Annotated in this window: 35 protein-coding genes and 1 pseudogene; 2 read left to right on the top strand and 34 right to left on the bottom strand. The window is 37.2% G+C overall.

Features of this window, described 5'->3' with window-relative positions:
* Positions 1 to 21: 21 nt before the first annotated feature.
* Positions 22 to 1,479: a recombinase family protein gene (locus tag DS742_RS23825; protein ID WP_242996742.1), complete on the top strand. Its 1,458-nt coding sequence runs from the start codon at positions 22 to 24 to the stop codon at positions 1,477 to 1,479.
* Here the strand turns inward: DS742_RS23825 and DS742_RS23820 are convergent.
* From DS742_RS23820 to DS742_RS23805, 4 genes and pseudogenes are all read right to left on the bottom strand, one after another.
* Positions 1,479 to 1,574: pseudogene (locus DS742_RS23820) on the bottom strand (manganese catalase family protein); the annotation flags it as partial. The gene DS742_RS23825 and the pseudogene DS742_RS23820 sit on opposite strands and share 1 nt — an antisense overlap.
* Positions 1,574 to 1,843: a spore coat protein CotJB gene (locus DS742_RS23815; RefSeq protein ID WP_117419443.1), complete on the bottom strand. Its 270-nt coding sequence runs from the start codon at positions 1,841 to 1,843 to the stop codon at positions 1,574 to 1,576. The gene DS742_RS23815 and the pseudogene DS742_RS23820, both read right to left, overlap by 1 nt.
* Positions 1,843 to 3,018: a spore coat associated protein CotJA gene (locus tag DS742_RS29630; RefSeq protein ID WP_242996738.1), complete on the bottom strand. Its 1,176-nt coding sequence runs from the start codon at positions 3,016 to 3,018 to the stop codon at positions 1,843 to 1,845. The genes DS742_RS23815 and DS742_RS29630 overlap by 1 nt, the downstream gene beginning before the upstream one ends.
* 40 nt (positions 3,019 to 3,058) lie before the next feature.
* Entirely contained in the window at positions 3,059 to 4,393 is a 1,335-nt protein-coding gene (locus DS742_RS23805; RefSeq protein ID WP_117419442.1) for an FAD-dependent oxidoreductase, read from the bottom strand.
* Between the two features lie 172 nt (positions 4,394 to 4,565).
* Between DS742_RS23805 and DS742_RS23800 the strand changes: the two genes are divergently transcribed.
* Positions 4,566 to 5,918: a GGDEF domain-containing phosphodiesterase gene (locus DS742_RS23800; RefSeq protein ID WP_117419441.1), complete on the top strand. Its 1,353-nt coding sequence runs from the start codon at positions 4,566 to 4,568 to the stop codon at positions 5,916 to 5,918.
* A 65-nt stretch (positions 5,919 to 5,983) separates the two neighbouring features.
* Here the strand turns inward: DS742_RS23800 and DS742_RS23795 are convergent, their stop codons facing one another.
* The 30 genes from DS742_RS23795 to DS742_RS23675 all read right to left on the bottom strand — a co-directional run bounded on the left by DS742_RS23795 (position 5,984) and on the right by DS742_RS23675 (position 24,713).
* Positions 5,984 to 6,433 (bottom strand): CBS domain-containing protein, encoded by a 450-nt coding sequence (locus DS742_RS23795; RefSeq protein ID WP_104436368.1) that lies wholly within the window; start codon positions 6,431 to 6,433, stop codon positions 5,984 to 5,986.
* 110 nt (positions 6,434 to 6,543) lie between these two features.
* Positions 6,544 to 7,299: a M23 family metallopeptidase gene (locus tag DS742_RS23790; protein WP_117419440.1), complete on the bottom strand. Its 756-nt coding sequence runs from the start codon at positions 7,297 to 7,299 to the stop codon at positions 6,544 to 6,546.
* A 122-nt stretch (positions 7,300 to 7,421) separates the two neighbouring features.
* Positions 7,422 to 8,669: a tyrosine-type recombinase/integrase gene (locus DS742_RS23785; protein WP_024346092.1), complete on the bottom strand. Its 1,248-nt coding sequence runs from the start codon at positions 8,667 to 8,669 to the stop codon at positions 7,422 to 7,424.
* A gap of 155 nt (positions 8,670 to 8,824) precedes the next feature.
* Entirely contained in the window at positions 8,825 to 9,511 is a 687-nt protein-coding gene (locus DS742_RS23780; RefSeq protein WP_117419439.1) for an SH3 domain-containing protein, read from the bottom strand.
* Between the two features lie 256 nt (positions 9,512 to 9,767).
* Positions 9,768 to 9,947 carry a hypothetical protein gene (locus DS742_RS23775; RefSeq protein ID WP_117419438.1) on the bottom strand — a complete coding sequence of 60 codons (180 nt, stop codon included), beginning with the start codon at positions 9,945 to 9,947 and terminating at the stop codon, positions 9,768 to 9,770.
* Positions 9,940 to 10,485: an anaerobic ribonucleoside-triphosphate reductase activating protein gene (gene nrdG, locus DS742_RS23770; protein ID WP_242996735.1), complete on the bottom strand. Its 546-nt coding sequence runs from the start codon at positions 10,483 to 10,485 to the stop codon at positions 9,940 to 9,942. The genes DS742_RS23775 and nrdG overlap by 8 nt, the downstream gene beginning before the upstream one ends.
* A complete protein-coding gene (gene nrdD, locus DS742_RS23765) occupies positions 10,472 to 12,679 on the bottom strand; it encodes an anaerobic ribonucleoside-triphosphate reductase (RefSeq protein WP_117419437.1) in 2,208 nt (735 codons plus the stop codon). Before nrdD ends, nrdG begins: the two co-directional genes overlap by 14 nt.
* A gap of 16 nt (positions 12,680 to 12,695) precedes the next feature.
* Complete coding sequence (locus tag DS742_RS23760; protein WP_117419436.1) at positions 12,696 to 13,136, bottom strand: hypothetical protein; 441 nt, start codon at positions 13,134 to 13,136, stop codon at positions 12,696 to 12,698.
* 174 nt (positions 13,137 to 13,310) lie between these two features.
* Entirely contained in the window at positions 13,311 to 13,472 is a 162-nt protein-coding gene (locus DS742_RS29035; RefSeq protein WP_170313563.1) for a hypothetical protein, read from the bottom strand.
* 3 nt (positions 13,473 to 13,475) lie between these two features.
* Positions 13,476 to 13,943 carry a nucleoside 2-deoxyribosyltransferase gene (locus DS742_RS23755; protein WP_117419435.1) on the bottom strand — a complete coding sequence of 156 codons (468 nt, stop codon included), beginning with the start codon at positions 13,941 to 13,943 and terminating at the stop codon, positions 13,476 to 13,478.
* A 193-nt stretch (positions 13,944 to 14,136) separates the two neighbouring features.
* Positions 14,137 to 14,349, bottom strand: a complete 213-nt coding sequence (locus DS742_RS23750; RefSeq protein WP_117419434.1) for a hypothetical protein — start codon at positions 14,347 to 14,349, stop codon at positions 14,137 to 14,139.
* A 46-nt stretch (positions 14,350 to 14,395) separates the two neighbouring features.
* A complete protein-coding gene (locus DS742_RS23745; RefSeq protein ID WP_117419433.1) occupies positions 14,396 to 14,983 on the bottom strand; it encodes a guanylate kinase in 588 nt (195 codons plus the stop codon).
* The gene (locus DS742_RS23740; RefSeq protein ID WP_117419432.1) at positions 14,984 to 15,565 is read right to left on the bottom strand and encodes a hypothetical protein; all 582 of its coding nucleotides are present in this window, start codon (positions 15,563 to 15,565) and stop codon (positions 14,984 to 14,986) included.
* A gap of 11 nt (positions 15,566 to 15,576) precedes the next feature.
* Positions 15,577 to 15,744 carry a hypothetical protein gene (locus DS742_RS29030; protein WP_170313562.1) on the bottom strand — a complete coding sequence of 56 codons (168 nt, stop codon included), beginning with the start codon at positions 15,742 to 15,744 and terminating at the stop codon, positions 15,577 to 15,579.
* Positions 15,745 to 15,818: 74 nt separating this feature from the next.
* On the bottom strand, positions 15,819 to 17,054 hold the full coding sequence (gene iscB / locus DS742_RS23735) for an RNA-guided endonuclease IscB (protein WP_117419431.1): 1,236 nt from the start codon (positions 17,052 to 17,054) through the stop codon (positions 15,819 to 15,821).
* 422 nt (positions 17,055 to 17,476) lie between these two features.
* Complete coding sequence (locus tag DS742_RS23730) at positions 17,477 to 17,884, bottom strand: DNA-methyltransferase (RefSeq protein WP_117419430.1); 408 nt, start codon at positions 17,882 to 17,884, stop codon at positions 17,477 to 17,479.
* 5 nt (positions 17,885 to 17,889) lie between these two features.
* Positions 17,890 to 18,171 carry a site-specific DNA-methyltransferase gene (locus DS742_RS28620; protein WP_147325856.1) on the bottom strand — a complete coding sequence of 94 codons (282 nt, stop codon included), beginning with the start codon at positions 18,169 to 18,171 and terminating at the stop codon, positions 17,890 to 17,892.
* An 80-nt stretch (positions 18,172 to 18,251) separates the two neighbouring features.
* On the bottom strand, positions 18,252 to 18,557 hold the full coding sequence (locus DS742_RS23725; RefSeq protein ID WP_117419429.1) for a DUF7446 family protein: 306 nt from the start codon (positions 18,555 to 18,557) through the stop codon (positions 18,252 to 18,254).
* A 332-nt stretch (positions 18,558 to 18,889) separates the two neighbouring features.
* A complete protein-coding gene (locus DS742_RS23720; RefSeq protein WP_117419428.1) occupies positions 18,890 to 19,156 on the bottom strand; it encodes a hypothetical protein in 267 nt (88 codons plus the stop codon).
* Between the two features lie 30 nt (positions 19,157 to 19,186).
* The gene (locus DS742_RS23715; RefSeq protein ID WP_117419427.1) at positions 19,187 to 19,411 is read right to left on the bottom strand and encodes a hypothetical protein; all 225 of its coding nucleotides are present in this window, start codon (positions 19,409 to 19,411) and stop codon (positions 19,187 to 19,189) included.
* Positions 19,401 to 19,601: a Lar family restriction alleviation protein gene (locus DS742_RS23710; protein ID WP_117419426.1), complete on the bottom strand. Its 201-nt coding sequence runs from the start codon at positions 19,599 to 19,601 to the stop codon at positions 19,401 to 19,403. The genes DS742_RS23715 and DS742_RS23710 overlap by 11 nt, the downstream gene beginning before the upstream one ends.
* A gap of 8 nt (positions 19,602 to 19,609) precedes the next feature.
* Complete coding sequence (locus tag DS742_RS23705; protein WP_117419425.1) at positions 19,610 to 19,945, bottom strand: hypothetical protein; 336 nt, start codon at positions 19,943 to 19,945, stop codon at positions 19,610 to 19,612.
* A complete protein-coding gene (locus DS742_RS29025) occupies positions 19,942 to 20,106 on the bottom strand; it encodes a hypothetical protein (protein WP_170313560.1) in 165 nt (54 codons plus the stop codon). The genes DS742_RS23705 and DS742_RS29025 overlap by 4 nt, the downstream gene beginning before the upstream one ends.
* A 45-nt stretch (positions 20,107 to 20,151) precedes the next feature.
* Positions 20,152 to 20,580, bottom strand: a complete 429-nt coding sequence (locus DS742_RS23700; RefSeq protein WP_242996733.1) for a hypothetical protein — start codon at positions 20,578 to 20,580, stop codon at positions 20,152 to 20,154.
* Positions 20,581 to 20,844: 264 nt separating this feature from the next.
* Positions 20,845 to 21,639, bottom strand: coding sequence for a phosphoadenosine phosphosulfate reductase domain-containing protein (locus tag DS742_RS23695; RefSeq protein ID WP_242996731.1), 795 nt, complete (start codon positions 21,637 to 21,639; stop codon positions 20,845 to 20,847).
* A gap of 112 nt (positions 21,640 to 21,751) precedes the next feature.
* Positions 21,752 to 22,093 (bottom strand): hypothetical protein, encoded by a 342-nt coding sequence (locus tag DS742_RS23690; RefSeq protein WP_117419423.1) that lies wholly within the window; start codon positions 22,091 to 22,093, stop codon positions 21,752 to 21,754.
* Between the two features lie 280 nt (positions 22,094 to 22,373).
* Entirely contained in the window at positions 22,374 to 23,018 is a 645-nt protein-coding gene (locus DS742_RS23685) for a DNA adenine methylase (RefSeq protein WP_170313559.1), read from the bottom strand.
* A 69-nt stretch (positions 23,019 to 23,087) separates the two neighbouring features.
* Positions 23,088 to 23,444, bottom strand: a complete 357-nt coding sequence (locus DS742_RS29625; protein ID WP_242996729.1) for a DNA methyltransferase — start codon at positions 23,442 to 23,444, stop codon at positions 23,088 to 23,090.
* Positions 23,422 to 23,865, bottom strand: a complete 444-nt coding sequence (locus DS742_RS29620) for a hypothetical protein (RefSeq protein ID WP_242996727.1) — start codon at positions 23,863 to 23,865, stop codon at positions 23,422 to 23,424. The genes DS742_RS29625 and DS742_RS29620 overlap by 23 nt, the downstream gene beginning before the upstream one ends.
* A 185-nt stretch (positions 23,866 to 24,050) precedes the next feature.
* Entirely contained in the window at positions 24,051 to 24,713 is a 663-nt protein-coding gene (locus tag DS742_RS23675) for a hypothetical protein (protein WP_242996725.1), read from the bottom strand.
* Positions 24,714 to 25,334: the final 621 nt, after the last annotated feature.

Below are 25,334 nucleotides of genomic sequence, written 5' to 3'. Positions count from 1 at the left end.
CATCGGAAAGAAGGGAATTTATTGATTAAAAATCCCAAAAAGCCCATTGGTGCAGCTTATGTCCGGGTAAGTACAAACGATCAGACTGAGCTTTCTCCTGCTGCACAGCTTCGGGAGATTAAAAATGCAGCAAGTGCTGATGGCGTGCCAATCCCTGACGAGTACATTTTTATTGAAGAAAAAGGTATCAGCGGACGCCGGGCTGATAACCGGAAAGAGTTTCAGCGGATGATTTCCATTGCAAAAACAAATCCATCTCCTTTTCAATACCTCTATTTATGGAAATTTTCCCGTTTTGCCCGAAATCAGGAAGAAAGCATGTTTTACAAAAGTGTTCTTCGAAAAAAATGCGGTATTACTATAAAAAGTGTTTCTGAACCGATCATGGAAGGCATGTTCGGCCGGCTTATCGAGAGTATCATTGAATGGTTTGACGAATACTATTCCATTAACTTATCCGGGGAAGTTACAAGGGGAATGACGGAAAAAGCGCTTAGAAACGGCTATCAGGCAGCTCCCTGTCTAGGATACCGCGCAGTAGGGGAAGGAAAACCTTTTATTATAGAAGAAAAAGAATATGAAGCCGTTGTATTTATACATCAGTCTTTTTTCAATGGGATGGATCTGGCTTCTATCGCAAAAGAGGCTAACAATCATGGGTATTGTACCAAACGTGGCAATTCATTTGACAGAAGAGCGGTAGAACGGATATTAAAAAATAAATTCTATGATGGAACCGTTACCTGGAACAATATCTCGTTTCAGGGTTCTCATGAAATAAGGAAGGAAGTCACTTCTGTATTTAAGGCAAACCAGCAGCGGCTGAAACAGGAATACAGACCCAGAAACCGCAGGGAAGTCTCCGCCTGCAGGCATTGGGCTTCAGGACTTTTAATCTGCGGCTATTGCGGAGCCAGCTTAGGATATCATGCCGGCAGCAAAACCGGACATCAGTCCGGCTATTTTCAGTGCTGGCGCTATACAAAAGGGCTTCATAAGGAATCCTGCTGTATCTCTGATAAAAAGGCGGAGTCTCTCATTATTAAGTCCTTACAACACGTTACCGCTGCTGCCGGAACCAGTGAATACACCAAACGGGCCGTATTGGATCAATATCTGGAAAAGCAGCAGTTAGAATCTGCACTGGAAAAGCTCCGTGCCAGGGAAATTAAAATAAAAGCAGCTTATGAAAACGGAATTGATGATCTGGAAGAGTACCGCGCTGGAAAAGAACGTCTGAAGAAGACAGAAACAGAGTTGAAAATCAGGATAAAATCCATTGAGTCTTCAAAAAACGCTATGGACTCTCACAACAGGGACGCATCATTATGCAGAATAAGCAGCGCCTGCGATATACTGACAGATCAGTCGGTCAGCAGTGAAGCCAAAGGAAGGGCACTGCGCAGTGTGGTAAAAAAGATTATTTATGATAAGAAGTCCGGAGAAATGAAGTTCATTTATTATATACATTTGCCTTAAGGCCCGCCATACTGGCTCATAATGAAGGTAGCGATTTTAGGATTAGGTGTTTTAATATTTACAGGATACTGCAACCTTTTCTCATATCTCCACATTAGCCGCACACTCCTTCCCATGGCCATGGATCATTTACCCAGGTCCAGTAGTTTTCGTCCATAACTCCATCTGCCATCAGTGGACCACAATATTGCTCATAGGTTTGCATAGCCTGATTCCGCATATTTACTACATAATAGTAATAATTCAATGCATCCTGGTCACACGGGTGGGTGTCAAGATACAGGACTACATCGTCCATTGCGAAACTGGCCTGAAATATCTGCATTAATAACATATCGCAATCAACAACATTACAATTTCCCATTACCTGCACCCTCCCATCAAAAATGGTTTAAATAAATCCGGGAAAATAGTTCCCATTTCAATTGCTGTGTCTACAGAATAAGGTTCCTGCCATCTCTGCCATGGAACATAGGCCATGGCTATAGGATACCGGTCAATGTTCTCAGCACCAGAACATTTAGCTGGCTTTGAATCAGTATACATGCCGGGAGCCATACCCATCGGCATATTGGGTTTTATACAACATGGGGGCATATCCGGATACATCCTGGGGCATGGAGGCATTTCCGGACTTCTCATGACTGAAGGGGAGACCGCCTGTTCCGGACATTTCATTGGCTTGGTGGGCATTTCCGGACATTTCATTGGCTTGAGGGGCTTTTCCGGGCATTTCATGACTGCAGGAGAGACTGCCTGGTCCGGACATTTCATTGGCTTGGGGGGCATATCCGGGCATCTCATTACTGCAGGAGAGACTGCCTGGTCCGGACATTTCATTGGCTTAGGGGGCATCTCCGGACATCTCATCACTGCAGGAGAGACTGCCTGGTCCGGACATTTCATTCGGCATGGGGGCATCTCCGGGTATTTCATTACTGCGGGGGAAACTGCCTGGTCCGGACATTTCATCGGCTTGGGAGGCATTTCAGGACATCTCATTACTGCGGGAGAGACTGCCTGATCCGGGCATTTCATTCGGCATGGGGGCATCTCCGGGTATTTCATTACTGCGGGGGAGACTGCCTGGTCCGGACATTTCATCGGCTTGGGAGGCATCTTAGGACATCTCATTACTGCGGGAGAGACTTCCTGGTCCGGACATTTCATCGGCTTGGGAGGCATCTCCGGGCATCTCATCATCGCAGGAGAAACGCCCTGCTGCGGGCATTTTACCGGCATCTGGCATACCGGTTTTTCCGGACATTTCATTGGCGCAGAAGCTGCTGCCTTCTCCGGACATTTTACGGGCTCCGGACAATGGGGATTATCCGGGCATTTCATGGATCCATAGTAAGAGGGACATCTGGATAAATCCTGCTGTGTCATTGGAATCGGCGCTGACGGGTTTTGTGAGTTCTTTGCAGGACCGGAACCCAGAGGCATATCCGGACGAATCACTGTCCCCGGACACACGGACATATCAAGTTCCATCGGAGAAGACCAGTCGGAACACCGTTGTTTCGTATTACCATCCATAGGATGTTTGACTCCTTTCATACTTGAAAAGTTTCTAATATCAATCTATGAATGGAATACTCTGTTGTGCAGGATTAGAAGATATTTTTCCGTTTATTTCAAAAGAAGATCCATGACATGGACATTCCCAGCGCTTGTCATGCCGGTTCCAGACTAAACGGCAGCCCATATGCGGGCAGTTAACGGAGCCTTTTAAAACTCCGCCGGAAAGTCCCTTTACAGACTTAAGACTGTGAGATACCAGTGTACCTGCTCCAGCCCTGATGTGATACCTCCGGGGCGTAAAAACCTCATCGAAAGGAGTTTTCTTTCCCAGAATCTGCATGCTGAGTATTTTTGCCGCAGCCATGGAAGTGCTCATACCCCATTTGCCGAATCCGGTCGCCACATACCAGTCAGGCTTGAAAACGGAATAAGTGCCTATATAGGGGATTCCATCAAGTGTCATGCAGTCCTGGGCAGACCATTTTTTAACTTCTTCTGCTTCCGGGAACAGATGCTTTGCTGTCTGCTTCATGACCATATATGGATTTTCTTTTGGAATACTTCCGGTTCTGTGGCTTCCATATCCCACAAGCAGCTTATCTCCTGCATTCCGGAAGGAATAGGATTTGGAATCAACTCCCAGATACATCCCGTGAACAGATGGAGCAGAATCCAATTCTATTACATAGCTTTTCTCCTGATACATTTTTGCAAAATAAAATCCGGGAACATTGATAAATGGATAATGAGTTGCAAATACTACCTTCTCCGCTTTGACCACTCCTCTGTCAGTCACAACTTCGTGTCCTTGTACCTTCAAAACTCTGGTTCTTTCATAAATTGAAAGTCCTGAGGAAATATCTCTTAAAAATTCCAGAGGATGAAACTGCGCCTGTCCTGTAAACCGGACTGCTCCAAAAACTGGAAAAGGAAGCCCGCTTTCCCTTACAAATGATGCCGGAAGGCCAAGCCGTTTTGCACATTCCGCTTCTTTTAAGAGTTTTTCTGATTCCTGTACAGAATAAAGATAGGCATCTGTTTCTTCATAATGACACTGAATGCCATATCGTCTGATCAGCTTTCCATACTCCTCTACCGCCAGCTGATTGGCTCTTCCGTAAAGCCTTGCAGTCTCTTCTCCCACTGTTTTTACCAGTTTTGCGTAAATCAGATTATGCTGGGACGTGATCTTTGCGGTGGTAAATCCAGTCTGACCGCTTCCGATCCGGTCTGCCTCCAGTACCATCACATGAACACCATGTCTCTGTAAATAAAAAGCAGTTAAAATCCCTGCCATTCCAGCCCCGATTACCACCACCTCTGTCCGCCTGTTACCAGGCAGAGGATTTCTCCCCGGTATGCGGACTGTTTCCGTCCATATTGAATTCATTGATTTTCACCTCTGTTTTTGCCTTTCCACTGCTCTATCTGTGTACATATTTCCTATTATTCTCACAATTGACAGAAGTAATGCCTATTTTTTTGTTTCCAATTATTTCTTGCTTTCCTGCCTTATATATAATAAAATAATACCAGACAGCCAAGAACAGGAGGCAAGCCCAATGCACTGGTTTCAAAAAAAAGAGATTAAAATTCCTGATGTTAATCTGGCGCTTAAGCCGGATCAGAATCGTGATTTTACGGTTAAACTGGAACGAGATGCCTGCTTAAAGCATCTCAGTCATGCACTCGGCTCCAATGAACGGGGTGTTGTTTTAAAACTATACATAGAGAATTTTAAACAGCTCAACCAGTTGTTGGGCTACGAATACTGCGAAAATCTCCTGAATCAGATTCTTGCCTATTTGAAGGAAACCTGCGGGAACTACGTCTATCATTATATCGGTGTGGAATATATGATCGTTTTAGACCATCTTTCCCAGGGCCAGGCCATGTCTCTGGCGGAAAAGATCGCGGGAAGATTTGATCATGCATGGAAGATTGACGATACAGACTGCTTATGTTCTGTGCAGATGGGACTGTGTGCCTATCCCGGTCATGCAGTTACCTCTGAGCAGATGCTTAAGTGCCTGGATCTGGCAGTGACAAGAGCCGGTGAGGGCGGCCCCAATCAGGCAGTGATTTTTGACAGCACCTTACAGAACCAGCTTCTTCGCCGCCAGGCCATCGCTTTGTATTTAAAGACCGCCCTTGAAAAAGAAGAAGTGGAGATCCTTTACCGGCCCACCTTTTCCACTGAGACGGGTACATTTACCAGAGCAGAACTATCCATGCGTATTTTTATTAAGGGACTGGGGTTAATCGGAGCCGGTGAATTTATGTCTGTGGCAGAGGATTCCGGACAGATCCGGGCTTTACTTTATTATGCCCTGGAAAAGGTCTGCCAGTGCATCAGGCAGGCGGAAGATGCCGGCTGCGAATTTCAATCTATTACACTTCCCGTATCTCCCGTTCTTTTTTTACAGGAGGACTTTATCGACGAGGTTGCACGTGTTATAAAGGCTTACCGTATTACACAGGGAACGCTGGCTTTAGAACTGAAAGAAAGCGCACTGACTATGGGATATTTAAACTTCAACATCATGCTTCAGAAGCTGGCTGATATGGGAGTGGAACTGATACTGAGTGAATTCGGCTCCGGATGTTCCAGTATTTCAGCCAGCCTGGATCTTCCTGTTCACACAGTGAAGCTGGAACGCCTCTTTATCTGGCAGCTGGAAACCAATGAGAAATCCAGACATATCATACAGGGACTGATTCGAATAGCCAACGATCTTAATCTGTCCATAATTGCAGAAGGCGTGGAAACGGAAAACCAGGTTTCTGTCTTAACTGCAGCCGGGTGCAGCTGCCAGCAGGGCTTTTATTATTCCCCTGCATTAAAACAGGAGAATCTGATCCGGATTTTGGGTAAGAACAGGGAAGAATCTACTTCTTACCTTTCAGAACAATAGATAGTACTGGATGAAAAAAGCGCTTCCGGCCCAAAAGCCGGAAACGCTTTTACTTTTACATCTGCTTAATTACTTACTATAGTCCTGACCTTAATCTCGTCGGACTTTTTCACTTCCTGGGACTTCTTGTAAAAGTAGCGTATGATATCCTTACGGGTTACTAACCCAATAAAATTCTTCTGATCATCCACCACCGGTACAAAATTCTGGTTCAAAGCCATATCAACCAGGTCTTCCATCGTGGAGTCTGCAAAAACGGGGCGGTTATCCGATCTTCTGTCAATAGCGGCTACCGTCACATTCTCCGCTTCCTTCAGACTTAAATTGAATTTATTCTTTATTCCCCAGAGCATGTCCCCTTCGGTTATGGTTCCAACATATTTGCCGTTCCTGTTGATTACAGGTATGGCGGAGTATTTGTGATACTCCATCTTCTCCAGCGCCTGACGCAGAGAATCATCTTCGTAAATATAAGCCACTTCATTCTTAGGTGTTAAAAAAAACAATATGTTCATAGCCACACTCCCCGTTTGATGTACGGACTTAGTATAGCAGATGACTCTTAATGACGTATGAACAAATTATTATTTTTTTATAACTTTTTCCTAATATTTCATGAGTATGATCACTGCATATAGTCAAGAGGATCAATGGCCTTGTCTTCGTGGGTCAATTCGAAGAATATGTTGGCTCCTTCTACGGAATAATACTTTGTGGGTTCTGCAATATAACCCAGTACCTGGCCTTCTTTCACATATTCATTGGCTGTTACTTTCAGTTCTTTTAACTGACCGCAGACAGCAGTGTACTTGTTGCCCATGTTCAAAACAACGTAGTTGCCAATTTCTTCATTGGAACCGATTTCCTGCACTTTTGCATTGGCAGGTGCGACTACCGGCGTACTGACATCTCCCTGAATTACCACACCCGGATTGCATTTATACTGATCCAGTGTTGGGAAGTAGATGGTTGTATCCATGCTGTAGTCCAAAATAACGTTTCCGCGTACCGGCCAGGTCATTTTGGTGGAGTCGTTAAAATTAAGTGCCAGTGACTTAGCTGCATTTTTGTCTGCTGCGGCTTTTGCTGCCTGTGTTTCTTTCTGGGCTGTGGCTTTGGATGAATCAACAGCCTGCATTTCATCTTTAACATTTTTTGTCGCATTGGAATCTCCTGCAACAGCTACCTGTGTATCCTGGGGGACTGATTCTTCAACAATCATATCGCTCTGATCCGGTACTTTCAGATAAGGGCTTTCTCCTCCACCATTTCCTCTTTGAACAGTAATGACTCCTGCTGCAGCTACTATAGTCAGCAGGCCTAGAACCAACAGGACAAGGAATACTTTATCCTTGAACAATTGACTTATTTTCTCCTTCACGTTTATCACCTCGATAATATTCTTACCAAGAGTGAAAGAGTTATTCAGATATTAAAAGAAAAATTTTACGTCCAATAGCACTATCTAAAATTACCTTGTATTTACGCCATTTCCTATAATTTCTAGCCAATAAATTTATTCATCTCTACTGTTGTCAAAGTGTTGTCTTTGTTGTCATGCATTTTAAATATATTTCCTATGTTGTCAACAAGACCATCTTCCTGTTTGTTGTCTAATGAACTAACGTAATATGAGTCCAGTGTTACAGAAGAGTTATTCTTATGTCCAGCTAGAGCAGCAACGTCAGGTAATGCTATTCCGCTGTTAAGTAACTTAGTAATGAAGGTCTTCCTTAATTTATGTGGTGTGCAAAATGGAATTTCACTAGCCTCTAACAGCTTGTGCCAGAGGAGATTGACCGAACTTTTTGCAGGTATCATCCCCTTTTTGTTTACAAAAATATAGTCTTGATCCCTATTAGGAAGTTTCTTATTTTGCTCTATCATGAAATTAATCCAAAATTCCACTTGATCGGTGAGCATAATAGTCCTTATTGATGAGTCTGTTTTAGGAGATACTTCCTCTTGAGTCATTTTTATTTTATCAAGATTTTTATCTCTTTTAGGAATATAGGCTATTTGCTTGTCGATAGTAATCAGTTTGTTGTCAAAGTCAATATCACCTTCTCTTAGTGCCATTGCTTCTCCTATTCTAAGTCCACCATAAAGCATTACTAAGAAAATAGGAGCGTATCTATATTGGACAACCGTTCTGCTCGCATAGAAGATGTAATTTATCAATGTCTCAATTTCACTGTCTAGGACAATTTGCTTTTTTCTCTGCTTCCGCTTGCACTTGACGTAAGACACCTCCACAAACTCCATTGGATTGTCACTACGATAATTTTTCTCCTTAGTTCTCAAAAAAGTTTTGGAGAGCACCATCTTAATAGTCGACAGTGAACTAGCATTCAGAGTTGCTATTTCTTCACTCCTAAAAAATTTAGTTAATTCCAAAGATGATATATTATCAATTTGCTTTTTACAGATCGGATTGGGGTATAAGTGTTTTTTCACTATATTTTCATACTTTAAATAAGAGGTGTCTCTTACATTACCATAAATAAAATTTTTCATGGTATACTCAATCATACCATGTAAATTTGGAACTCCCTTGCTTGTATCATCTGGATGCACATGATCATTGAATAGAGCAATTTCTAATTTAAAGTTGGAAACAGCCTCCTCTTCCGTTTTTCCATATACTGGGTACCTTTTACCGGTTTTGCTAAATTTCACCGGTACTGTAAGATAATATTCATTTCTATCTTTTCTATATCCTATTTGGGGTAACTTAAAATTATCTTCCATTTGCTTCTTCTCCTTATTTTCATAAAGAACAGAAACAACATCGCTAACTGTTATATTACCACCATTTATCAATGTTGACAACATGTCTTTCATCGCTGAATCTTGTATTCTGATAACACCTCCTAGTAAGTAATACCGCCTAGTGGCGGCTTACCTTAATACCAATAACAGTGATATTTTGTTTTTAGATATAACTTCCTTCCTTTTGGTACCGACTGAGATTGTCCTATCACATAATCTGGTAGTTCACTTCCGTTTTCTAATATGTATCTTGCGTTTTCGTAATTATTCTTCGTAGTTTCCCTATTAGCATTTCCATCATACCATGATGAATATTGGACTCCCCATCTTTTATCACCTGCAACTCCAATGGCTGAGTTTGGATAATCTTTATGCTTAATTCTATTGTAAAATACAGAAAGGACATATCTCTGTTCTTGATCATCGCAATACTGTGCTTCGCCACATGCAATTTTGGCGAATACCAGCAAATCCTCATCTGTATATGTAAATTCAGAGTCCGAGAGATAATCACTCTTGATAAAAGCACGATTATACTCACAATCTTCAGCGTAAATCATACTCCAACCACCTATTTCAGCAATTACGTCTACGGTAGTATTGAGTAGTGTTTGTCCATAAATCTCTGAATCTGTGTTAGGTTCTTTCCTAATATTCACATTTGCCTGTGTATATTTGGGTGTCATGTCTGTTACATAAGGTAGTGCTTTATCAAACTGTGCCGTTGTTACGGTTTCTTCTATATTATTCGCCCATGTTGCCATGGGCATAGTAAGGGTGAGACATGCGGTCAACATGCCTACTGTAAATAATTTTCTCATATGTCCTCCAAAATTTTAGTTTTAGAGGATACCGGTATCCTTGTCATCTATGTAAGTCCTACGTTTGCAACCGTAGATGTTTGCATTGTAAATTGTCAACTGTTACTGTTTGCATATACTAAACAATTATTCGTCTTTTTCTTCCTCCCAATTTCTAGAACTAGCTACACACAAAGATGTTAAGATTAAACCTATTAATGTACCAATAAATAATCCTATAATAATTCCTGAAACAAACCCCATATATTACCTCTCTCTAAACTATTTCTCCACTTAAGTTTATAATTGCTTTTGCCGCTAGTTCGTAATATGCCTTTTTGTTCTTTAGATACTCTTTGTAATCTTCATTTAGTATTCCACCAAGTGCTATGTTAAATTGATATATTTCATCTTCAAAAAATTTAATAGACATTTCCAATTCTTTTCTTTTAATCACAATACAAAACTAGCCTTTCTTGTTTTAATGACTCCTTTACATTTATTACTCTTTGATTACTACTACCACGCCACGCAAGGCTAATGTCTCTTAATTCATCTACATAACGCCCGTCAACCATCACATCGCACATAGAGATTATTTCCCAACGCAATACTCTATTTTTAAAGTATTTAAATTTCTCTGTTTTTGATTTCCATATTTCTTCCCATGTATATCCTGTATATAACCAAATGGTTTTCTCTGGATATGAATGTTTGATTTCATTTACCAAATCTAGTACATCAATAAGGTTCTCATTTGCAAGTGGCTCTCCGCCAAGAATAGATACTCTCTTTATTTGCGCCCTACTTACTAAGGCTAAAAACCTTTCCCTTACCTCTTCCGTCCAGTCTTTACCACCATCAAAATCCCATGTTGATGAGTTAAAGCAGTTCTTGCAATGAAAATGGCAACCTTGAACGAAGAGAGAGATGCCGATTCCCTCTCCGTTGCTGATATCCATTTTTCTTATTTGAGCATATTTAATTTTTATCACCTTCTAACTTATGATCGTCTAAATGGACATATCTCTCGGCTATTTCTTCAGTTCGCCCAGGATTCCAGAAATTAGTTCCAATATATCCACATGTCCGTCTCGTCACGTTCATTTTAGATTTATCTCTGTTTTTACAACTTGGACACTCCCAAATTAATTCTCCGTTTTCTTCAACAATTTTTATTTCTCCATCGAATCCACACATCTGACAATAATCACTCTTAGTATTTAATTCAGCATACATAATATGGTCATATATAAACTTCATGACTTCTAACACGGCAGAAATATTCTTCGTCAAGTCGGCACACTCAATGTAACTAATAGCTCCTCCTGGACTAAGCTTTTGAAACCTACTTTCAATTTCCAACTTTTCAAACGGATCAATTTCTTCAAATACCGGAATATGATAAGAATTCGTTATGTAGTCTCTATCTGTGATCCCCTCAACTATACCAAAACGTTTCTTTAAACACTTTGCAAATTTATACGTAGTTGACTCAATTGGAGATCCATAAACACTGTAATCAATATTTTCTTCTGCTTTCCATTTATTACAGTAGTCATTTAACTTCTGCATTACTTCTATAGCAAATTCAGTTCCGACATCTCCATCGGTGTGAGAATTACCGGTCATATATTTTACGCATTCGTACAGTCCAGCATAGCCAAGAGAAAGAGTAGAATATCCGTTATGAAGTAATCCGTCAATTTTTTCTCCTTTTTTTAATCTGCCTAATGCCCCATTTTGCCATAATATCGGTGCTACATCAGAAGAAGTTCCTTCAAGTCTTTCATGCCTACACTGTAATGCCTTATGACACAATTCCATTCTTTCGTCAAAAATTGTCCAAAAAGTATCAACATCTCCATCAGAGGATAATGCAATATCTGGAAGTGAAATCGTCACAACTCCCTGATTAAATCTGCCGTAATACTGTGGTTCGCCATTTTTATTTATGTATGGGGTTAGGAAACTTCTGCAGCCCATACACGGATAGCAATTCCCGTTTCCATTTTTATCGATCTTGTATTCTAGCATTTTCTTTTCAGATATGTAATCTGGAACCATTCTTTTAGCAGTACATCTGGCCGCTAATTCAGTTAAATGCCAATATGGACTATTTTCATAAATATTATCTTCTTCAAGGACATAAAGAAGCTTTGGGAAAGCAGGTGTGATCCAAACCCCTACTTCATTTTTAACTCCCTGTATCCTTTGTGTGAGAACTTCTTCAATAATTAGAGCCAAATCTTCTTTTGTCTGCTTATCTTCTACCTCATTTAAATACATACAGATTGATAAAAAGGGTGCTTGTCCGTTCGTCGTTAGGAGCGTGATTACCTGATATTGGATTGTTTGTACACCACGACTTATTTCATTTTTAAGTCTCTCTTGGACAACATCGTTAACAACACTATCTTCTAAAGAGTCTCCATGTTTAATACGCTCTGTGATTACCTCTTTGCGTATTTTTTGTCTGCTTACATCTACAAATGGGGCAAGGTGAGATAGTGTAATTGTCTGACCCCCATACTGACTGCTCGCTACTTGGGCTATGATTTGCGTTGCAATGTTGCAAGCAGTTGAGAAACTATGTGGTTTTTCAATCATCGTTCCGCTAATAACGGTTCCATTTTGTAACATATCTTCGAGATTGATAAGATCACAGTTGTGGAGTGTTCGCTGTCCAAAATAATCCATATCATGAAAGTGAATAATCCCATCGTCGTTCGCCTGGACAATCTCTGGTGGGAGTAAATATCGTTTGCACATATCTTTGCTTACAATACCGGCCATGTAATCCCTTTGTGTAGTTACAAGTTTCTCGTCTTTGTTGGAGTTTTCACTTGCCCAATATTCACTTGAACCATTAAGCAATTCATCAATTTCTCCATCAATAGTATTGCAATTATCCCTTTGAAATTCTCTGACGCTGCGATATCCCTCATATGCTTTAGCAGTTAATCTTTGCTTTTTTGTAATCAACTTATCGTATACCATAGACTCAATTTCAGAAATGCTTAACTCATCTTTATCCTTATTTTCTTCATGTATTTCACTCGCAATTGTAAATGCAATTCTTCTATTTAAAATACCGCTACCATTTTTCATTGCCTTTATAATGGCATTTGAAATCTTAGACTCATCAAAATCTACTTCTGTACAATCTCTTTTAATTACCTTTAACAATACATCATTCCTCCTTTTAATAACCCATCAACAACGCAACAAACGTCAATGGATAATAAATATAATCCAAAATTACATTAAATAAGAAATGCCATCTATAGAATTTAAAATCATCTACATACAAACTTACGTAGCTTACATTTCTTTGTAAATACATAGTAATCATTACTGTCCATATCTGCATAACAGATAAGAAAAGAATCGCCAGTGAATCTACTCTTGCTCCAATGCTAGCGTAAATTAAACACATGAATAGTGAATATGGATATACTGCAAACTTTGCGAAATTCTCAACAAATATTCTTTTATCGTATGTTAAATTATTTAGAAGCTCCTGGTTACTCTTAATAACTTCTCTTACTTTTTCGTAGTATCGATTTTCGCTTAACATAGATGGAGTTTCCTTGATTCTTGAAATAAAAAGCATTACAATACACACCAATAAAATTGTTGTCATTCTACCTCCTGTCCTTTATCCTTATGGCTAATGTGACGAGTATATATGCAATAAAAAATAATATTGTAAAAAGTAATGAATTGCTATTCATAATGTCAAACTGTCCCATCTTATATAAGATTAAAAAGGCTAGTCCAATTAATGTTGCGCGTTTTACCAAATCGCAATATCCCTTCATTCTTCCTCCTCAATTTCCCTTTTTAGTTTCCTTCTTGCAATTCTTCTAAATAATCTTTTTGCCTTGCCTCTCCAACTTGGCTTATATAGTTGAGGACAGTCTAAATCCCACGCCGTCATATTAGATTGACTCTTATTTTTAAACGCATCTTTTCTCATGAATTATTCTCCACCATAATAAGTTTCTATGTAATACAAAGCATCTTCAATAGCACTGTTTCCAGTTTCAATCCTGTCACAACATTCGATTACCCACGGGTGACACTCTTTATTTAAATCCAGAGGTAAAATTTCACCTCCAATATCGATGTGGTCATCTTCCAGGAATCCGATAATAGGTTTTCTAAGTAAATAAGCCCATGCAATTTCCATAAGACTTCCAACAGAACTTCTAATGCTCTGAAGATTAACTAATATCACATCTGCCTGTTCAACTTTGTTATAACAAAATCTAATGATTTCAGTGTCAGACTTATGAAGCCGCTCATCGTAATTATAATAATCGTTTGGATTCCAAGCTCTAAAATACTTAGAATTATTTTCGAACCTCTCCACGCACTCTTCGCGCCAACCGTTGCTTTCTTCAAAGCTAACTTTTTCAGATGCACCACATAGCCATACATGTTTCATTATCACTCCTCCTTGAATTCTTTTTTCGGATCACACTTATTCCATATCCAACACAATTCTCCATCGCACAAATCGCAAGGTCTGATTATTTCAGATTCAAAATATCTTCCCAACTTAGCCAGGCGTATTGATTCGTCTGCACTGTTTTGATAATAACAAGACTCGCAACAAACACTCCTGTATTTATTCATGATTAAAATTCCCAGAAATACTGTAAGCTCTTTTCGCTTGCATATGGAATTTTCTCTTTTACAAAATCATGACCTATCGTAGTATCATAATAGACCGACAACTCGCAACCATGCTTCTTCTGTTCAACAATAACCTCGTAAATATGACCTTTAATAAATCCCATAGGGTTATTCTTACCCTTATATGTAGCAAGACAATTCTGGTCAAATACCATGCTTAATCTCCTTTCCGATAAAAACCATCATTCATTACCTAATACTTCATGACCAGCTTAAATCTTCTTTAATAATTTCTCTCTTCCTAACCTCTCCAATAATAGAATTAACAGCATTCAAAACACTTTCATTACTATCTACTACAAAATCGACCTCGTCTTTAATCCCTAAAAACATTCCAAAATCTCTTTCGACTCTTGAACAAATTTCATTCTTATCATCATATGTGAACTTATCCACGCCACATCTTTTTATGTAACGAACCATTCTGTTTCCAAGACTTGCGTCTACATAAACAGTAAGAATATCTTGTGAAAGTTTTAAATTTCTCTTTAGCTGTCGAAAGCCATTAGGAGTAAGTACTACTATTTTATTTCCGGAAGTATATTCACTTTTAGATGTTCCGTAAAATCTCCCTTGCGAATATTCTTCATACTCAGCCAGTTCCCCTTTAGAAATTAATTCTCCAAATTCTTGATTAGAAACAAACCAATAATCCTTTCCATTAATTTCTCCCGCCCTTGGTTGTCTGGTTGTATAAGATACAATTTTTGCATATCCAAGGTTAGAAACGAAATAATCTTCTATCGTAGACTTTCCTGATCCAGAAGCTCCTACTAACACAATTGTCATTTAAGCACCTCCCAATACTAATTCTCCAAACATCGGTAAAGTTTCAACCCATTTACAGAACTCTCGCCACTCAGGTAGACGATGCGTTTTTCTCTGTATATAGATTGTTTTTAATTGCTGGTAGTTTGTAGTAAACCCAGCGGTCAACTCAAAACCGGACGGAATATTATATAAGATTCTCAAATACAAATCCTTGGCAAATTCAGTCGCCATATCTTCCAACCCGTTATAGACATCAATCATTTCCTGAACGATATCAATAATTCTTTGATCTACATATTCGTTACACTGGTCTTCAAGCCTGAACTTTGTAATCCTATGCATTGTTGATTGACTAGAAATGAAGTCGATGAAGTGGTATCTCTCCAACTCCACGGACATTTTGTTAGTAAACCTCATGTCGAACTGAACCACTATCCCCTTAAGGAAATTATCATGTCCCGTACCCGATTTGCATGATCCCAATTTAGCTGTTGTTTTCGTTACTTCTTTGGTACAATCTTCTGTATTAACCGCCTTTGGAAACTTACTGACCCTGATTGCATTTTCAAGTCCATATACACTTACGTTACTAATCTGCACTTGCTATCCTCCTACCGATAATATTTCAATTCTCCATTTTCATCATAACTTTCTACATTTAAGACAACGGTGTCACCATCTCTCAAAAATACATTCTCTATTTTCCTGTCATTTCTATATGTATCTGACCCCATTTTGCCAGCACAAACCAAAGCCCTGGGATATTTGAGTAATTCCATAGCTAAATCTTCAGCATAAATAATTCCTTTAATCGCTTTTGCCTCCCTTCATAAATATAATCATATATGTACAATCACGCACATTCCAACCAATATATTTTGTTATACTTCCAAAGCAACTTACACTTTCGTGCGTTTACTTTTTTACAATGTTTTGTATCTGATTGAAAATTTAATGCATTTAATTCTGGATATAATGCTGTAACATATCCCGTATGAGTTTCACCATTTTTATAAGTATAAGAAACCAAGTCCCTATGTTTTATTCCAAGAACATTATCTGTTTTTGCTTTAGACTTTCTTCTCATGGGTTTAATAGTCCACTCTTTAATATTGCAATTATCTGGCTTACAACCAGTAATACAGATAGCATCATTACTATGCGACTTCTCAATATCCCATAAAATACGCTTGTTAGCAGTATCACCACCTGTCGTTAAATGTAAAAATCCAAGTTGTAATATTTGTTCACGTAAATAAGTCTTTCCTTGCATAACATGCATTGCATAATCAAGTCTTACGGGACTAGAATTGATTTTCTTGAAATATATCTCTTCATAAGATTGTTCTTTACCTTCTGTTTTTTGATGACAGCTACCACACAATGTAATCAAGTTTCCTATTGTATTTGCACCCCCATATCTTTTTGCTCTAATATGGTGCACTTCTAACAAACAATTCGATTTACCACACTCTTGACATTTACACTTATCACGTAAAATAGTGGCTTTTCTTAAATTTTCATCTAACCTGTTTGATTTCTGATACTGCCATTTATAAGGTTTATATCCGTCTGTCATTGCTCTGATATCAATTGCAACATCTTCCAAACAATAAGCACTAATATTAATCCATCTATTTAACCATACAATAGTTCTTATAATAGCATCTTTCTTTTGTTTAATACTTGGAGCAATTCTACCTTTTCTTTTTGAAGCAGAACGGTTATTAAACCGTGGTTTTCTGTATCTCTTGTGTTGTCTGTGATATTTACGATATCCTCGCCTAACATCTAAAAGATGTTTAACATCTTGTCTCTGTTCAATCGTTCCTTTAAATATCACTTTGTTTTTTGTAGAACACTTTTGTACAATTGCGATACCAACATGAACAGATCCATCGTCAATACCACACATAATATGCGTTTCATCGTTGTCTTCACCAGCTTCAATCTCTTTCTTGAGTTGGATTACCATAGGATATTTACTTTTTAGTGTTGCTCTTCCTTTTCTTATTAAATACCATGCTTTATTTACCTTTGTTGGTGCTAAAGGCTTGTTGTTTTTATCTATTACAAAACTATATTCCATTTCTGGATACCTTCCTTTCGGAGAATTTTTCTTCTTGCCAATGTCATGAGGAGTTCGTGTGTTTCTCTGTTATCTAATCAGGACATTAGACTAGTTTCTTGATTGGCACTCTTAGAGCTTCAGACTGAAGATTACATCTAAAGGTAAGTCTTTAACTTTTTCTCACAACGTAGTTCATATCTGCAATATATGTTTCCATAAATGCAGTCACTTAGGCTTGAAACCTACCAATAAGCCATATACAAAAGATATGTAATATACAAGTGTCCACTTTTGTGTATGTTTGAGTATAAATTTAATTGCTTATTGATAAGTCCTATATTTAATTGTAAAATTGTAAAATTATTGGGATTGTTGTTGATGTAATTGATTTAAAATCCCAATTTCATGCATAAATTACATCTATATATTGTGTTTATATTTTATTTATCAACTATATCTAGCAGTTTATTTGTAGCCACATCAAAATATGGTGTCTCTAATTCAAATCCAAAATATTGTCTTCCGAGTTCTTTGGCGGCAACCATAGTTGAACCAGTACCGATAAACGGATCAAATACCACATCTCCCATATTGCTCGAATTTGCTATGTAAAATTTCAATAATTCAACTGGCTTTTCACATGGGTGAGTTTTACTCCCAATGATGTTATTAAATTGATGAACCGTTTTACTCCCCCCGATATCGTTAATCCACTTTGCTTTTCCTTTTCTAAGGAATAAAACATATTCACAATTCTTCATGTAAAACTGCGATGGAGTACAATTATTCTTTTCCCATACAAGCAAGTTATGTAGTTTGAAACCAACCCTTTGTGATTCGTTTAACATTTCAGTTAAGTTAAGTTTAGTGAATTGGTAAAGATATAAGCATGAGAGCCAGATTTTAATATTCTATATACTTCTGGCATCCAATCAGATATCTTAATGTTTTGATGCTTAAATAATTTACGATTACCAGAAAGCATACCTTTCGGTCTTTCTGAATTTTTACCATTGCTATCTCCACCAGTTATAGTTTTATACGGAGGATCTGTTACGATTAAGTCAACACATTCTTCCTCCATGCTTTTCATACCTAAAATTGAATCTTCATTTTTTATAATGTTTAATTCCATTATTTCGCCAGAAAGGTAGAATTCTCTTTGGTCGCGACACCTTTGTTCCTTTCTGTTATTTTCTTATTTATAGTTTAAAATCATTTACACAGGTTATCGTATTTTTGTTTAATTTCGACCAATTCATCATATAAAGCCTTTGAAACAGCGACATGTTTATTGTTGTCAAATCCGCAGATAGTTACCATTCCGCCATCTTTTTTATCGTATTCATAGCCAGCAAACCCATTTTCTCTAAATCCGTCAGACATAATAAAATGGTCTAAGACTGCCGAAATCGCGTTATCGGTAACATCTTTTTTATCACCCGTTATTAACCCTTTTCCGTCATCAACCGTTGCCCACCAAATAGTTCCACTAAGTGGAGTTGTTACTAATTTTTTCAAAATTTATCCTCCTGTTTTACAGATAAAACTTCCGTTTCAACTTTTATTTAAAGATGCCAAACTCCTCTAGTGAATAAACTGTTTGCTAAATATGAAAAGTCATTTAGTGCCATTGGTTCATCATAGTCGTCATTAAATTTTTTCAGTAACTTTGTAAAATTATCATAGGCTACCAAAACTTCATCTTTACGCTTGTTCTTTTCGGCAATCAACTTTTCTCTTTTAGTCTTTTCTTCATTTAAAACTTTTTCATGTTCTAAACATTCCTATTCTAAATTAAATACCTTGTTGTCATCTGAAATATATCTCATATTGTTTTTCTCCTTAATTTATCAACTATTTGTTTTATATCCATTTACCCAAACTGCATCAAACTCGTCACACGCTTCTTTTGGCGTTTTACCGAATCCAACAACGCCTGTTGGTAAATCTCCTAAAATGCAACACCACATATCACCATCTTGTTTAACTTCTGCTTTATGAATGACGTGCGGTGCTTGCAATTCACAAGCTAATGAATAATTTTGCATTTTTTGCTCATATAACATGCTCTTATATTCTTCTACAGCTTGTGCCGACCAATATTCATTTAGTTCCATGACGTAATTCCTCCTTTTGAAATGTAGATTTTATATTCCCTCTTTCGACGAACACCAAATACAATTATATTCCTGCTTAAAATCAGGCGGTTCCTTTACCATAAACGATTCAATAACTTTCTTCTCATCTTCTGTTAATTCACGCTCGTATTGCGCATTCAGTAAATCATATAGTCTTGCCCGTCTACTACGAATTGGTGTATATTCTGATTCCAAGGTTTCTATAGTACTTCCATTTTCTAATTCAATTTTCACAATCACACTCCCATCTGTCGTTCCAACTCTCAATTGCCCATTCTTCACGATCAGGATTTCCAATCTCGGCACCACAGTTCTGACACCCTACAAAGAATCCTCCGTATCTGCTTTCATACACTTCAATCCATTTATCTCCACAGAACGGGCATTCTCTAGCTTCAATTCTTCTCTGATATTTTCTATTCATCAAATTCCTCAATCCTGTTCAAGCTCCAACGTCACATAATGCCCAGCACCTGTTATGTTTTCAATAAGATATGTACTGAAATTGCCATTAGCATTTATCATTATTCTATCTCCAAGCTGATAATACTTTTTGTATTCACTTAGCCTGATAAAGTGTTCCTCAAAAACACGATCTGGAATGAATAACAAAATCCCATTATATTCGATAGATGCGTACCCGTGTGGTATCGAATAATAATCCTTTATTTTAAATTCACTTCCAACATCCGTGAGTGATAAGGCTTCCAGTTTTAACTCCTTTATCAGTACCCATGTTTCACCAACATTCCCGTATATATTAATCACCTCATTTCTATAATAAAAGCCTCTACTTCTTCAACAGCTTCTTCAAGATCGTCTCTTTCAGATTCATCCATATCTTGTAGCTTAACCCATTTCATGGAGTCATCTGATAAAATCAATTTACTATAATAATTTACAATGTCTATTGCTTTTATTAATTTCATATATTGTATTTATCTCCCTGTTTAATGAAAGGTTGTTTTATTCCACTAAAATCTTGTAATTAAATCATCTATCATACCATGAGCAAAAGGACTATCTACTACTCGTTTTGAATACTCAAATTGTTTTAAGAATCTTCCAACCTCTCTTACATCAGAATAATTTAAAGGAACAAACTTCATAAAATCCATTTTACCGTGAATACAAACCACTGCCCAACTATGATAATTATCACGGGAACCTACGTCTACACCAACATCGCAAATTTCGTTCATCATCTTTCTACAGTCATCAGCGATCTTTGACGTGTTTTCTGCTAAGATTTCAGCCTTAGTGTAGCTACCATATGCTTTGTCTAACAAGTCAACCGCTCTCTTGAACGAACTATCTAAATCACTATAATCATTTTCAAGCTTTTGAATTCTGTTCATTTCGTCGGCGAACAACCACTTCTTTATTCTCTCTTTTATTTGCATGGACTTCCCCCTTTCCCACATTTGAAAGTATTATTTCAAGTGTTATTCTATTTTTACACCTATATATTTTAAGACCTTCCTCATACCAAGCCCGCCCTTTGATACTGGTTTCATACAATACTCCCAAATCTTTGGATGCGTTTTTTTAAGCCTTTGAAATCTGTTTGGCTCTTTCTCCAAATGACAACCAAATCCACAAAACATACAACCTGTACGATCATATCCTGTTGTATAATACAACCCATTATCACATAATTTTATTTCTCAATATACTGTAGGGTGGGGTATATCATATAAAACTAATGCCTTTAGTACATCCTGTTCTAACCAAAAACTTATTGGTCTGGAAATGGGACGACCATTATCAAAGGCATTACAACCATTCTTCAACCACTCCGTCCTTCTAACATTGCTTTCACAAGCCATAGTCCCGATTATTGGTGTCAAATGTCTTTCTTTTTCAAACTTCTTCGCGGGACGCTTCTTCATAATATCGCAACATTTATGGGAAATCGAAAAATCTGCACGAAGAAGGTATTCATATTTTATAAGCTTAAATTTTGGATATTTGATATTTTTAGGAGTTCCTTCATAAAAACTTTGGGCTGAATACCCATTAGGATTCTTAACAGCATCTTTTACCTTCAGGGCGACCTCTTTGCTGATTAAAGGATAGCCCTCCGATAATAGTACATCTTTAAATAATATTCTTTTTCCAGTTTTGTCAGTCGGGTGATCTATAATTAACTCAATCTCTAATTTAGGAAATTTACTTTTCAACCACTTTTCATATTTCTTAACATGTACTCTCACCTCTGGAAATTCAAGACCTGTATCACAAAACCAAAGAATCAATTTGCATTGAAGGAAATCACAAACTTGTGCTGCAAGGTATGCTAATACAGTACTGTCTTTTCCGCCAGAAAATGATATGTAACATTGATTATCAAACTTTCTATATGTTTCTATTATTCTTGTTGTGGTAATCTGAATTTTTCTGCTTGCATCTTCATTTTGAAGTCTTACTAAATCTTCCTTACTAAATTTGCTTTCTTGCAATATGTATTAGGAGCAAAGTATACTTTTACTGACCGGTCAAATCACCTTACCTCCTAACTGTTTATTTTAATGTCTACATATTTAATTCTCCGTTGAAACGTTACTTTCATTCTTATTCATTTCTTACTGAGATATCTATTCTTGAATCATAATTCCAATCGATATCAAAACTTGTCATGTTTTCAGAATCTAATCGTTTACCATTTTTAAAAATCTTAGGAGCTCCACGATAGGGTTTAATCATCACTGCCTCTAATGAAGTATCTTGAGTATAAATATTGTTTATTAAGTCATCAATAATCTTATTTTGTCGCTTAATTGTATCAGCCTGGTCTGAAATAATACTATCTCTACTCTGTATGTTTCTAATATCTCTGTTAATCAATCTAAGTTCATCAATCAGATTTCTTCTAAATTCTTCTAGTACCTTTAAAATGTTATCAAGTTTTTTCATCTATTTTTCTCCTCTAAATATTTATTCATTATTCATCATCTTTTTTAGCATTTCTTTCTGATGTTCAAATAATTTAATTCCGAGAAATTCTTCACAAAATTCATCAGGTCTGCTACGATAATATCTAACTAATTTCTTCATTTTACGATTGCGGAATTTGTTTTTGATCCATTGGATTATCTTATAAAACATCTATGAAACCTCTCTTCAAAGCTTTTTATATGTAAATAATTTCTCAACTCGTTCTTCTTGCTTATTACTTTTGTTTCTAATATCTGTTTTAGTATGTATTTTTTTTAATACATCTAAAATCATCTGGTGCTGTGTATTCCGATACAATTACAGTATTGTTTTTAGACCATTTTCGAATAGTGTCCCAAAATTCGCTCGTATCAAATTTCCCAGAAATTGAGTACTGTGTAGTTCCTTTATATGGCGGATCGCAATAAATCAAGCATGAATTATGGACTAAATCTCTGTAATCACAAGCCAGAAAATTAATGCCCATAATATCATCTTTTTGCTTCATAATTGAATTGTGAGCGTTTAAGCAGTAATTTCTTCCAGTGTTATTTTTAGCATAGCCACCAAACCATTTACCTGAATAACTGCAGCCAATTCCTACAAAGCCGGTTAACGCTTTGTCATAATCTTTATTTTCTTTTATGTGGTCATACTGTTCTTTAGTGATACACTTCGGTGGAATCCATCCGTTTTGAATTGCTTTATACATTTCAATCAAATATTCATTAATATCATAACAATATCTTTCACCACGCATTTTTGATATAACATTGCAACCGCCCACAAACGGCTCAACCAGAGTCTGGTCTTTATCGGCATACTCGGTAAGTGTTTTGATTATTTCGTTAGCTATTCTTTGCTTCCCTCCAAAATATTGCATTAATTCACTAGAGAAACACATGTGTTTTAGTCCTGCAGGAACTCGTTTCTCCTTTTCTTTTTTTTTACCTTAAAATTTTCATTTTATGTATTATTCTCCGCCACTAAACGCAAGCATTTCATCTTTGGCTCTGGTAAAGAAGTTTCTGTCAATCTCAAATCCATATGCCGATCTTCCTAATTCATGAGCTGCCCTTAGTGTTGTTCCTGAGCCACAACACGGATCAATCACAACATCTCCTGGATCAGTAAATGTTTCAATTAATTTCTTCAAAACATTTACGGGCTTCTGTGCTGGATGGATTTTAGGAATGTTCTTTCCGTCTTTCTCCCATGTAAACCAATTGAAAACCATATGTCCCGTTCCACGAATGTTCTTACCATTTTCATCAATCTGTAATCCATTTCTAAACTTTGGAAGTTTGTTACGGTAAAAACAGTAAAGCATATTCAGTTGCTCCCACTACTCTCATATTTGCTTTCAAAACCTGTGGACTATAATTCTTAACAAAAACCAATGGTATGTAATTTACGAATCCATGTTTCTTAGCTGCATCAATCAATGTCTGTATCTGCTCAAAGGAGCAGAATACAATCATACAAGGACTATCCGAACTTCTTCCTCTTGGAACTGGCTTAATATCATCCTTCTTTAACATCCTGGAACAAAAGTGAAAGTATTCATAAAGATTAAAATTGAAGTCCGAATTGAAAGCTGCCTTTCCTGCAAGTTTACTTTCTCCGTTTGAACTGTCTCCATTCTTGTACCACATAGGATTTGATCCATAAAAGTTATTCCCCACATTGTATGGAACATCTGCAATGATTAACTGTGCAGGTCTGATTCCATACTTTTTGTAATTCTGCATTGAGTCACGATATATCTCACATTTTACTGGTCTTCTTGTATTTTCGTTAATATTATTTTTCATTCATAATTAAGGGTACAGTACTGTTACCTCGCGAGAAACCATTACCCTTTCTTTTTTTTCACATGTTGCAATCATGTGCTTGTTAGTTTTAATTCTCTATTTAAAACTTTAATTTCAATGCCTTATGTATTTAATCCAGCCCATTGTTCTGCCATTGCTCTTGCAATACCTGGGAACGTTTTACTTCTAGCTTTAGCTCTACCTTTCTGTCCGCCTGTGGTGTTTTTAATGCCCTCACACCAACCTATAGCCTTGCCGTTACATTTTTCTCCTTGACAAATATACATAGGTTCAGGCTTCGGTAAATTCTTTTTATTTTCTAATATTGGAAGCCCCTTGATCCACAGACATGTTCTTTTCTGAAAATAATTTTGTTTATCATCAGTACTATCTGCAAAATAATACGGGTGAATAATCTGATTTGGTTTTCTCCAATTAGTATTCATATATCCAACTGGATTTTCAATTGCAATTTTATCGCAATCTGCATTTGCAAACGATAAAAAGAATTCTACGGCTTTCTCTCTTTCTTTTATTCTTGCTTCAACTTTCTCAGTTGGATTAATTCTTAAGCTGTAATGGCGTGTACCGGCAGATGTTAAATATGTACATGGTGGAAAAGCGATTAACATATCCCATTTACCATGAATTTCATGCGACACTCCATCGACAGTTTGAAATTCACAATTACCATTTAGCAACGGCAGAACATTTTCTTGTATATGCCACTCAGGATGTCCTCCGCTGCACTCTTCTATATCACACGAATATGCTTCGTGACCCAACTTTCTCAACTCTTTTGTTACCGCTTGGCTTTCCTCGCAAGCTACTAATATTTTCATTTTAATCAGGAGTAAATCATGATTTATTGTCCGGACAAACCTCTTTTCCTCCTGTTTTTATTTTCCGCATGAAAGCGGAGTTTCAATGCTAAAATTTAGTTACATTTTGTGATTTTTATGTAATATTTGCAAAGTATGTGTATCTATTTACGACCTGCCAATCGCTATTTTGAAAAAATTCTTTCCGTTATATCACCTTTTTCAATTACTTCATTAAAGAAATTTATAACAACGTCTTCTCCGTTAAACGCATACTCGCTATCCCATTGAGAAATATGTTTGTCGAGATAATTTTTAAGGTATTTTATAAAGATTTCTGAATCAAACTCGAATGTGTAAACAATGGTTTTCTCTCCGAGAGTTTGTTCTATTTCCATTTCAGACGTTGTTAAACCAAAGTACTCAAACTTAACCCGAATTATTCATGAGAGGGCAATTCTCCCTAAAAATTCAGGTTTCTGTTTTTTGAACTTTTAAGCATCTCATGTAATTGTATTTTCTTCTAAAAAAGGGTATAAAATCCCTGTATTCACTCAAAATTACATGTTCTGCTGTCAATGTCTA

Origin of the sequence: Lacrimispora amygdalina (genome assembly GCF_003432035.1) — a bacterium.
Taxonomy (GTDB): Bacteria; Bacillota; Clostridia; order Lachnospirales; family Lachnospiraceae; genus Lacrimispora; species Lacrimispora amygdalina.
The sequence above is the reverse complement of the archived record's forward strand: the minus strand, read 5'-3'. Positions and strand labels throughout refer to the sequence as shown.

Bases quoted from the DNA above. Each gene is read 5' to 3' on its own strand.
- DS742_RS23815 (WP_117419443.1), bottom strand. From the start codon at position 1,843: ATGGGAAATTGTAATGTTGTTGATTGCGATATGTTATTAATGCAGATA.
- DS742_RS29630 (WP_242996738.1), bottom strand. From the start codon at position 3,018: ATGGATGGTAATACGAAACAACGGTGTTCCGACTGGTCTTCTCCGATG.
- DS742_RS23805 (WP_117419442.1), bottom strand. From the start codon at position 4,393: ATGAATTCAATATGGACGGAAACAGTCCGCATACCGGGGAGAAATCCT.
- DS742_RS23800 (WP_117419441.1), top strand. From the start codon at position 4,566: ATGCACTGGTTTCAAAAAAAAGAGATTAAAATTCCTGATGTTAATCTG.
- DS742_RS23795 (WP_104436368.1), bottom strand. From the start codon at position 6,433: ATGAACATATTGTTTTTTTTAACACCTAAGAATGAAGTGGCTTATATT.
- DS742_RS23785 (WP_024346092.1), bottom strand. From the start codon at position 8,669: ATGGAAGATAATTTTAAGTTACCCCAAATAGGATATAGAAAAGATAGA.
- DS742_RS23780 (WP_117419439.1), bottom strand. From the start codon at position 9,511: ATGAGAAAATTATTTACAGTAGGCATGTTGACCGCATGTCTCACCCTT.
- DS742_RS23760 (WP_117419436.1), bottom strand. From the start codon at position 13,136: ATGACAACAATTTTATTGGTGTGTATTGTAATGCTTTTTATTTCAAGA.
- DS742_RS29035 (WP_170313563.1), bottom strand. From the start codon at position 13,472: ATGAGAAAAGATGCGTTTAAAAATAAGAGTCAATCTAATATGACGGCG.
- DS742_RS23755 (WP_117419435.1), bottom strand. From the start codon at position 13,943: ATGAAACATGTATGGCTATGTGGTGCATCTGAAAAAGTTAGCTTTGAA.
- DS742_RS23750 (WP_117419434.1), bottom strand. From the start codon at position 14,349: ATGGTATTTGACCAGAATTGTCTTGCTACATATAAGGGTAAGAATAAC.
- DS742_RS23745 (WP_117419433.1), bottom strand. From the start codon at position 14,983: ATGACAATTGTGTTAGTAGGAGCTTCTGGATCAGGAAAGTCTACGATA.
- DS742_RS29030 (WP_170313562.1), bottom strand. From the start codon at position 15,744: ATGGAATTACTCAAATATCCCAGGGCTTTGGTTTGTGCTGGCAAAATG.
- iscB (WP_117419431.1), bottom strand. From the start codon at position 17,054: ATGGAATATAGTTTTGTAATAGATAAAAACAACAAGCCTTTAGCACCA.
- DS742_RS23730 (WP_117419430.1), bottom strand. From the start codon at position 17,884: ATGTTAAACGAATCACAAAGGGTTGGTTTCAAACTACATAACTTGCTT.
- DS742_RS28620 (WP_147325856.1), bottom strand. From the start codon at position 18,171: ATGGAATTAAACATTATAAAAAATGAAGATTCAATTTTAGGTATGAAA.
- DS742_RS23720 (WP_117419428.1), bottom strand. From the start codon at position 19,156: ATGGAACTAAATGAATATTGGTCGGCACAAGCTGTAGAAGAATATAAG.
- DS742_RS23710 (WP_117419426.1), bottom strand. From the start codon at position 19,601: ATGAATAGAAAATATCAGAGAAGAATTGAAGCTAGAGAATGCCCGTTC.
- DS742_RS29025 (WP_170313560.1), bottom strand. From the start codon at position 20,106: ATGAAATTAATAAAAGCAATAGACATTGTAAATTATTATAGTAAATTG.
- DS742_RS23700 (WP_242996733.1), bottom strand. From the start codon at position 20,580: ATGCAAATAAAAGAGAGAATAAAGAAGTGGTTGTTCGCCGACGAAATG.
- DS742_RS23690 (WP_117419423.1), bottom strand. From the start codon at position 22,093: ATGAAAAAACTTGATAACATTTTAAAGGTACTAGAAGAATTTAGAAGA.
- DS742_RS23685 (WP_170313559.1), bottom strand. From the start codon at position 23,018: ATGTGTTTCTCTAGTGAATTAATGCAATATTTTGGAGGGAAGCAAAGA.
- DS742_RS29625 (WP_242996729.1), bottom strand. From the start codon at position 23,444: ATGCTTTACTGTTTTTACCGTAACAAACTTCCAAAGTTTAGAAATGGA.
- DS742_RS29620 (WP_242996727.1), bottom strand. From the start codon at position 23,865: ATGCAGAATTACAAAAAGTATGGAATCAGACCTGCACAGTTAATCATT.